Origin of the sequence: Streptomyces sp. NPDC006208 (assembly GCF_040613775.1) — a bacterium.
In the GTDB taxonomy this organism is placed as follows: Bacteria; Actinomycetota; Actinomycetes; order Streptomycetales; family Streptomycetaceae; genus Streptomyces.
Window position 1 is genome coordinate 26030 of record NZ_JBEXSW010000069.1, and the last position, 7394, is coordinate 33423.

Annotated in this window: 6 protein-coding genes; 5 read left to right on the top strand and 1 reads right to left on the bottom strand. The window is 69.7% G+C overall.

Going from position 1 to position 7394, the window contains the following annotated elements:
* Positions 1 to 63: 63 nt before the first annotated feature.
* From ABZ208_RS36040 to ABZ208_RS36055, 4 genes are all read left to right on the top strand, one after another.
* Entirely contained in the window at positions 64 to 1029 is a 966-nt protein-coding gene (locus tag ABZ208_RS36040; RefSeq protein WP_356913669.1) for a CapA family protein, read from the top strand.
* Positions 1030 to 1302: 273 nt separating this feature from the next.
* Positions 1303 to 2172: an arpA protein gene (locus tag ABZ208_RS36045; protein ID WP_356913670.1), complete on the top strand. Its 870-nt coding sequence runs from the start codon at positions 1303 to 1305 to the stop codon at positions 2170 to 2172.
* A gap of 75 nt (positions 2173 to 2247) precedes the next feature.
* The gene (locus ABZ208_RS36050) at positions 2248 to 3093 is read left to right on the top strand and encodes a class I SAM-dependent methyltransferase (protein WP_356913671.1); all 846 of its coding nucleotides are present in this window, start codon (positions 2248 to 2250) and stop codon (positions 3091 to 3093) included.
* A complete protein-coding gene (locus ABZ208_RS36055) occupies positions 3090 to 4916 on the top strand; it encodes a choline/carnitine O-acyltransferase (protein ID WP_356913672.1) in 1827 nt (608 codons plus the stop codon). The genes ABZ208_RS36050 and ABZ208_RS36055 overlap by 4 nt, the downstream gene beginning before the upstream one ends.
* Positions 4917 to 5225: 309 nt before the next feature.
* Here the strand turns inward: ABZ208_RS36055 and glnA are convergent, their stop codons facing one another.
* Positions 5226 to 6635, bottom strand: a complete 1410-nt coding sequence (gene glnA, locus ABZ208_RS36060; protein ID WP_328401459.1) for a type I glutamate--ammonia ligase — start codon at positions 6633 to 6635, stop codon at positions 5226 to 5228.
* A 221-nt stretch (positions 6636 to 6856) separates the two neighbouring features.
* Between glnA and ABZ208_RS36065 the strand changes: the two genes are divergently transcribed.
* The gene (locus tag ABZ208_RS36065; protein ID WP_356913673.1) at positions 6857 to 7324 is read left to right on the top strand and encodes an RDD family protein; all 468 of its coding nucleotides are present in this window, start codon (positions 6857 to 6859) and stop codon (positions 7322 to 7324) included.
* Positions 7325 to 7394: the final 70 nt, after the last annotated feature.

Consider the following 7394-nt stretch of genomic DNA (forward strand, 5'->3'; position numbering starts at 1 on the left):
CAGCTTGCGCTTCCGTCACGGTCCGGGGCGACCGACACTGGTGATGGCAGGTGGTGACCGACGATGACCCTCACGATCGCCCTGGCAGGCGACACGATGCTCGGCCGCGGTGTCGCCGGCCACCTCGACGCGTTCGGACCGGGCTCGCTCTTCGCGCCCGAGCTGAAATCCGTCGTGGACCGGGCGGACCTGTTCCTGCTCAACCTCGAATGCTGCGTCTCGGCCCGCGGCCACCGCGCCCGGATACCGGGCAAGCCCTTCTTCTTCAGGGCGCCGCCGTCCGCCGCCGAGGCCCTCGCGCTACTGGGCGTGGACGTCGTCACCCTGGCCAACAACCACGCCCTCGACTACGGCCCGGAAGCCCTCGACGACACCCTGTCACTGCTCGCCGACGCGGGCATCGGGACGGTCGGAGCGGGCCCCGACGCCGCCCGCGCCCGTGCCCCGCTGGTCCTGAAGGCCGGCGGACTGCGTATCGGGCTGCTGGGCATCGCCGACCACCCCGAGGAGTTCGCCGCGGGACCCGACACCCCCGGCACCGCCTATGCCGACCTCCACGACGGCGTACCGCCCTGGCTCACCGGAGCCGTCCGCGACCTGCGCGAGGACACGGACATCACCCTGGTCACCGCCCACTGGGGTCCGAACATGGCCCCCCGCCCCGTCCGCGACGTCGAGCGCTCCGTCCCCGCCCTGCTGGACGCCGGCGCCGACCTGGTCATCGGCCACTCCGCCCATGTCTTCCAGGGCTTCACCCGCCGCGTCCTGTTCGACCTCGGCGACTTCATCGACGACTACGCGGTCGATCCCCGCCTCCGCAACGACCTCGGCCTCCTCTTTCTCGCCACTCTGGACGGCCGCACCCTCCAGCGCGTGGACGCGTACCCCATCGCCCTCGACTACTGCCACACCCGTCCCGCCGCCCCCGACGAGTACGCGTGGATCCGCTCCCGCCTCACCCGAGCGTGCGCCCCCTTCGGCACGACGGTGACCGACGAGGGCGACCATCTGACGGCCCGGTGGGCCTGACGGACAAGGCCCGCACGCACGCAGCCCCGCATGCCACGGGCCCCGCCGCCCTCGTACGCACGGTCGACGCAGTGTGACGTGTCACAGACAACCAGACCGGCCCTGTGGGAGTTTCAACTTCGCTGCTTCGTATTGGAGTTGCTGACGAGCTGACGGTGACGACCGGACGCCACGCGAAACCCATCGGTCCACCCCGCGGGGGCCGAGGACCGGAATCGCGGGCCGACGGGGCATCCGGCTCGGCACGGTCTGCCCGCACGTGGAGAGGATCGAATGAGCACCCTGGAAGCCATGACCTTCGACCAGGTGGTCGACACGGACCGGTACCCCCTGTCGGAACCCGAGAGCGCCGAGGCGCAGGCCGTCGTGTCCCGTGCTCGGCGCGAACTGGCCGACCTCGGCTGCACCGTGCTGCCGGACTTCATCCGCCCGTCCCTGCGCGACGTCCTGCGCGAGGAGTGCTCGGCCATCGCCCCGCGGGCGCACTTCGACGTCGAAACGGTCAACGTCTACAACATCGCGGTGGACTCGGCTCTGCCGGAGGACCACCCCGGCCGCAGGACCTTCCAGCGGGGCAACGCGTTCGTCGCGCGCGACCGTGTCCCCGAGGGCGCCCTCGTCAGCCGGCTCTACTCCCACAAGGTGTTCCAGCACTTCATCGCCCGCTGCTTCGGGCTGCCGCAGCTGCACGAGCTGGCGGACCCGCTCTCCGGGCTGGTCCTCAACGTCGTCCAGCCGGGCATGGAACACCCCTGGCACTTCGACACCAACGAGTTCACCGTCAGCATGCTCACCCAACAGGCGCAGTCCGGCGGCGACTTCGAGTACTGCCCCAACATCAGGTCCGCGCAGGACGAGCGCTTCGAAGACGTCCGTGACGTCCTGGACGGCCGGGGCGAGCGGCTGATCCGACGCCTCCCGCTACAGCCCGGTGACCTGCAGCTTTTCAAGGGCCGCTACTCGCTGCACCGGGTGAGCCCGGTGCGCGGCGAGACCGCCCGCCACTCCGCGATCTTCGCCTACAGCGAGCGCCCCGGCGTCATCGGCAGCGTGGCACGGACCCGGCAGCTCTTCGGCCGCGTACTGCCCGAGCACCTGGCGGCCGAGGGCCGGGCGGTCAGGGGGGACCGGCTGCTGGATTAGCAGGCGGCGAGGAGGTTCAGGCGCTGCAGGCCGTTCCCGTTCCCACACTCTGCGATCCACGGAGGAGCAAGCCCCGTGCAGTTCGACGCCACCGGAAAAGTCACGCTCGACCACATCTACTCGCAGCCCGATCCGCGTACCTACTTCCGCGTGCTGCGCCCGCTCGGATACTGCGTTCCGCAGCAGGCCAAGCCCTACTTCGCGAAGTTCATCCAGGAGTACCGGGAGTCCCGGCAGGTGGCCGTACCGAAGGTGCTGGACATCGGCTGCTCCTACGGGATCAACGCCGCGCTGCTGAAGTACGACGCGACGATGGACGAGCTGTATGCCCGCTACGGCAACCCGGAGCACGAGGCGGACAGCCGCGACGTCCTGCTGGCCCGCGACCGTGAACTGTCCCGTTCGCGCCGGCCCGCCCAGGGCATACGCTTCACCGGCCTCGACGCTTCCAGCAGTGCACTGTCCTACGCCCTCGAGGCCGGGTTCCTCGACGACGCGGTCAACGCCGACCTGGAGAACAACGAGCCCACACCCCACCAGCGGGACCAGCTCGCGGGGACGGACCTGGTCATCTCGACAGGATGCATCGGCTACGTCACCGAGCGTACCCTCGCCAGGGTCGTCGAGGCGCAGGGCGGACGCCGGCCCTGGATGGCGCACTTCGTGCTGCGGATGTTCCCGTTCGACCCCGTCGAGCGCGCCCTGGCCGGCCTGGGCTACCGGACCGTCCGGGTCGAAGAGGTGTTCAAGCAGCGGCAGTTCGCCTCCCCGCAGGAGCAGGCACTCGTGCTCGACAGCATGTCGGCCGCCGGGGTGGATGCGAGGGGCCTGGAAGCGGAAGGCTGGCTCTACGCACAGCTCCACCTTTCCCAGCCGGACGACACGCAGCATTCCGACGAGCTGAATCGAGAACAGAAGTGAAGATCAGTCAGGGCGCAGCAGGTACGACCTTCTCCCAGGAGGACAGCCTGCCGCGCGTGCCGCTGCCCACGCTCGAGGCGAGCTGCGCGAGGTTCCTCGCCTGGTGCGCGCCGTTGCTGACCGCCGACGAACGGGCGGCGACCGAGGCGGAGGTGGCCGCCTTCCTCAAGCCCGACGGCCCCGGCCGGGTGCTGCACGCGGCGCTGGAGGAGTACGACGCCACGGAGGGCGTGCACAGCTGGCTCGACACCTTCTGGCCGTACCGCTACCTGGGCCGCCGGGACCGGATCGCCCTCAACGCCAACTTCTTCTTCCTCTTCCAGGACTCCGGCAAGGCCCAGGTGGAGCGGGCGGCCGGGCTCATCGCCGGTGCTCTCGACCACAAGCGGCAGCTCGACCAGGAGCTCGTCCCGCCGGTGGTGCAGCGCGGCGTTCCCCAGTCGATGGTGCAGAACAAGTTCCTCTTCTCCGCCACCCGGATCCCCGGCGTGCCGCAGGACACCGTCCGCACCCCGTACAGCGCCGAGCGGCCGGGCCCGTCCGACGCCCGGCACATCGTGGTGTTCTCCCGGGGAGGCATGTTCCGGCTGGACGTGTTCGGTCCGGACGGCGCTCCGCACAGCCTCGACGACCTCGAGGCGGGGCTGCGTGCCGTGATGAAGGCCGGTTCCGAGCCGCCTGCCGCGGACACCTCGGTGGGCCACCTCACCACCATGGCCCGTGCGGAGTGGGCGACGGCCAGGGAGGCCCTGCTCGCCTGCCACCCCCGCAACGCCGAAGCGCTGGAGGACGTGGAGAGCGCGCTGTTCTGCGTCGCTCTGGAGGACTTCGCTCCCGACAGCATCCAGGACGCCTGCGACGAGCTGCTGTACGGCGACCGTGGCAACCGCTGGTTCGACAAGGCCGTGACCTTCATCGTCTTCGCGGACGGCCGGGCGGGCATCAACGTCGAGCACTGCGAGCTGGACGGGACCACCATCCTCAGCTTCACCGATGCCCTGCTCGGTACCCCGGCCGAGGAGCACTCCCGGCGCTCCGGAGCCCTCTCCCAGGGGCAGCCGGCGCTGGAGCCGATCGTGTTCGAGCTGGACGACGCCCTGCGGGCCCAAGTGCGCGCCGCGGCGGACGCGTTCGCCGCCTACGGCGAGGCCACGGCGACGAGGACGGTGTCGTTCGCGGACTTCGGCAGCTCCGCGGCCAAGGCCCTGGGGGTGTCGCCGGACGCGTTCGTCCAGGTCGCCTACCAGCTCGCCCACCAGCGCGCGAAGGGCCACCTGGGAGCCACGTACGAGTCGATCGCCACCCGTCAGTACCGCAACGGGCGCACCGAGGCGATGCGCGTCGTCACCCCCGAGATGCAGGCGTTCGTGACGGCGATGGACGACCCGGCGGCGGACGCGGCCACCCGGCGCGGCGCCCTCCGGGCCGCAGCCGCCCAGCATGTGGCGCGGGCGAAGGACTGCCAGGCCGGACAGGTGCCCGAACAGCACCTGTGGGAGCTGGAGCTGATCCAGCGCCGGCGTGGGGCGGAACTGGGTGTGACCGAGCAGCCCGCGCTGTACCGGACGCCGGGCTGGCTGACGATGCGGGACGACTACCTGAGCACCAGTTCCGCGCCGTCCGTCAACATCCAGTACTTCGGCTTCGGATCGACGAGCAGCCGGTGCATCGGGGTCGCCTACGTGCTGCTGCCCGACCGGTTCAACGTCTACCTGAGCACGCCACAGGCGGTGGCCGACCAGATGGAGACGTTCGCCGACGAGCTGGGCAGGGCGCTGGAGGAGATGCGGGAGCTGCTGGCGTCCGAGCGGTCCGCGGACTGACAGGCGGCGGGAAGGGGCCGTCACACCACACCGGGGTGGCGGCCCCTCCGGCTTGTCGTCAGGCGGCGGACGATGGGTCCGGAAGGAGGATTCGAGTCGTCCGTACGGTCCCGTTCGGGATCTCCGGCGTGCACGTGCTCGATGCGAGCTTGACCTGTGCACAGCCCCCAGGTGGCGGGCAGGACCACGGCGATTGCGTCCGCGCAACGCACATGGGCCGTCGGCCGTGCCTTCCGGTGAAGGAAGAGCACGGCCGACGGCCCAGACACGGCCCAGGAGAGCGGAAACCCGCTCTGACCTGCGGCGTTTTTAGATGTCGAAGTACAGCTCGAACTCGTGCGGGTGCGGACGCAGCTGGATCGGGGCGATCTCGTTCGTCCGCTTGTAGTCGATCCACGTCTCGATCAGGTCCGACGTGAAGACGCCGCCGGCCTGGAGGTACTCGTTGTCCGCCTCGAGCGCGTCGAGGACCGCCGGGAGCGAGGTCGGGACCTGCGGGACGCCCGCGTGCTCCTCGGGGGCCAGCTCGTAGAGGTCCTTGTCGATCGGCTCGGCGGGCTCGATCTTGTTCTTGACGCCGTCGAGGCCCGCGAGCAGCAGGGCGGAGAACGCCAGGTACGGGTTGGACGACGGGTCCGGGGCGCGGAACTCGACGCGCTTGGCCTTCGGGTTCGAGCCCGTGATCGGGATACGCATGGCCGCCGAGCGGTTGCGCTGCGAGTAGACCAGGTTGACCGGGGCCTCGAAGCCGGGGACCAGGCGGTGGTAGGAGTTCACCGTCGGGTTGGTGAAGGCCAGCAGCGACGGAGCGTGCTTGAGGATGCCGCCGATGTAGTAGCGGGCGGTGTCCGACAGGCCCGCGTAACCCTGCTCGTCGTAGAAGAGCGGGGAGCCGCCCTGCCACAGCGACTGGTGGACGTGCATGCCCGAGCCGTTGTCGCCGAAGATCGGCTTCGGCATGAAGGTCGCGGTCTTGCCGTTGCGCCAGGCGACGTTCTTCACGATGTACTTGAAGAGCATCAGGTCGTCGGCCGCGGCGAGCAGCGTGTTGAACTTGTAGTTGATCTCGGCCTGGCCGGCGGTGCCCACCTCGTGGTGCTGGCGCTCGACCTGGAGGCCCGCGGCCTCAAGCTCCAGGGAGATCTCGGCGCGCAGGTCGGCGAAGTGGTCGACCGGCGGGGCGGGGAAGTAGCCGCCCTTGTAGCGGACCTTGTAGCCACGGTTGTCCTCGACCGCGCCGGTGTTCCAGGCGCCGGCCTCGGAGTCGATGTGGTAGAAGCCCTCGTTCGCCGTGGTGTTGAAGCGCACGTTGTCGAAGACGTAGAACTCGGCCTCGGGGCCGAAGTACGCGGTGTCCGCGATGCCGGTGGAGGCGAGGTAGGCCTCGGCCTTCTTGGCGATGTTGCGCGGGTCGCGGCTGTACTGCTCGCCCGTGATCGGGTCGTGGATGAAGAAGTTGATGTTGACGGTCTTGTCGCGGCGGAACGGGTCGAGACGCGCCGTCGACAGGTCCGCGCGCAGCGCCATGTCGGACTCGTGGATCGCCTGGAAGCCACGGATCGAGGAGCCGTCGAACGCGAGCTCGTCGTTCGGGTCGAACGCCGTGGCCGGAATCGTGAAGTGCTGCATGACGCCCGGAAGGTCGCAGAACCGGACGTCGATCATCTTCACGTCGTTGTCCGCGATGTACTTCTTGGCCTCGTCGGCGTTCTGGAACATCCAACTCCTCCTACTCCCACCCGGGGGAGGGGTGGGGTTGCAGCTCGTCCGTGCGGCCAGTGCGGTGGCACACGCTGGACCCGACCATAGGCAGACCGGATTTCTCAAGCATGACCCATTTGTTTCGCAGACGTTAACCGGACCGGAGTCAGTCCTGTGTCAAAACCGGCGGAAACACCCCGGCCCGCGGGGGATGAAACCTGGCCCAGTACCGTGTAGGGGTGGACAAGAGGCAAGCAATCGGATCATGGCTCTCCGGGCCGCGCGCGGCCGCCGAGGACATGGGTGTCGACCTCGGGTACCGGGGCCGGCAGCTCGGTCTGCCGGAGACCGGTCCGGGTTCCGTGGCTACCTTCGGCCGGCGATTCGGCGCCCTGCTGGTCGACTGGGGACTGTGTGTCCTGATCGCATACGGCCTGTTCGCGGGTGGTGGCCAGCAGGCGACGTCGAACCGGGCCCTGATCATCTTCCTGGTCCTGAGCCTGCTGACCGTGGGTACCGTCGGCTTCACTCCCGGCAAGCGGCTCTTCGGACTGCGCGTCATCGCCGAGAACGGCGAGCGGCTCGGTGTCGGCCGGGTCGTCGTGCGCAGTCTGCTGCTGTGTCTGGCGATCCCGGCCCTGGTCTGGGACCGCGACGGGCGCGGACTGCACGACCGCCTCGCCCGCGCCGTGCAGGTGCGGATCTAGCCGATCCGGCGGAACGAGCCGGAGGACGGACACGGAGAACGCGGAAGGCGGCCGGGACATCGTCCCGGCC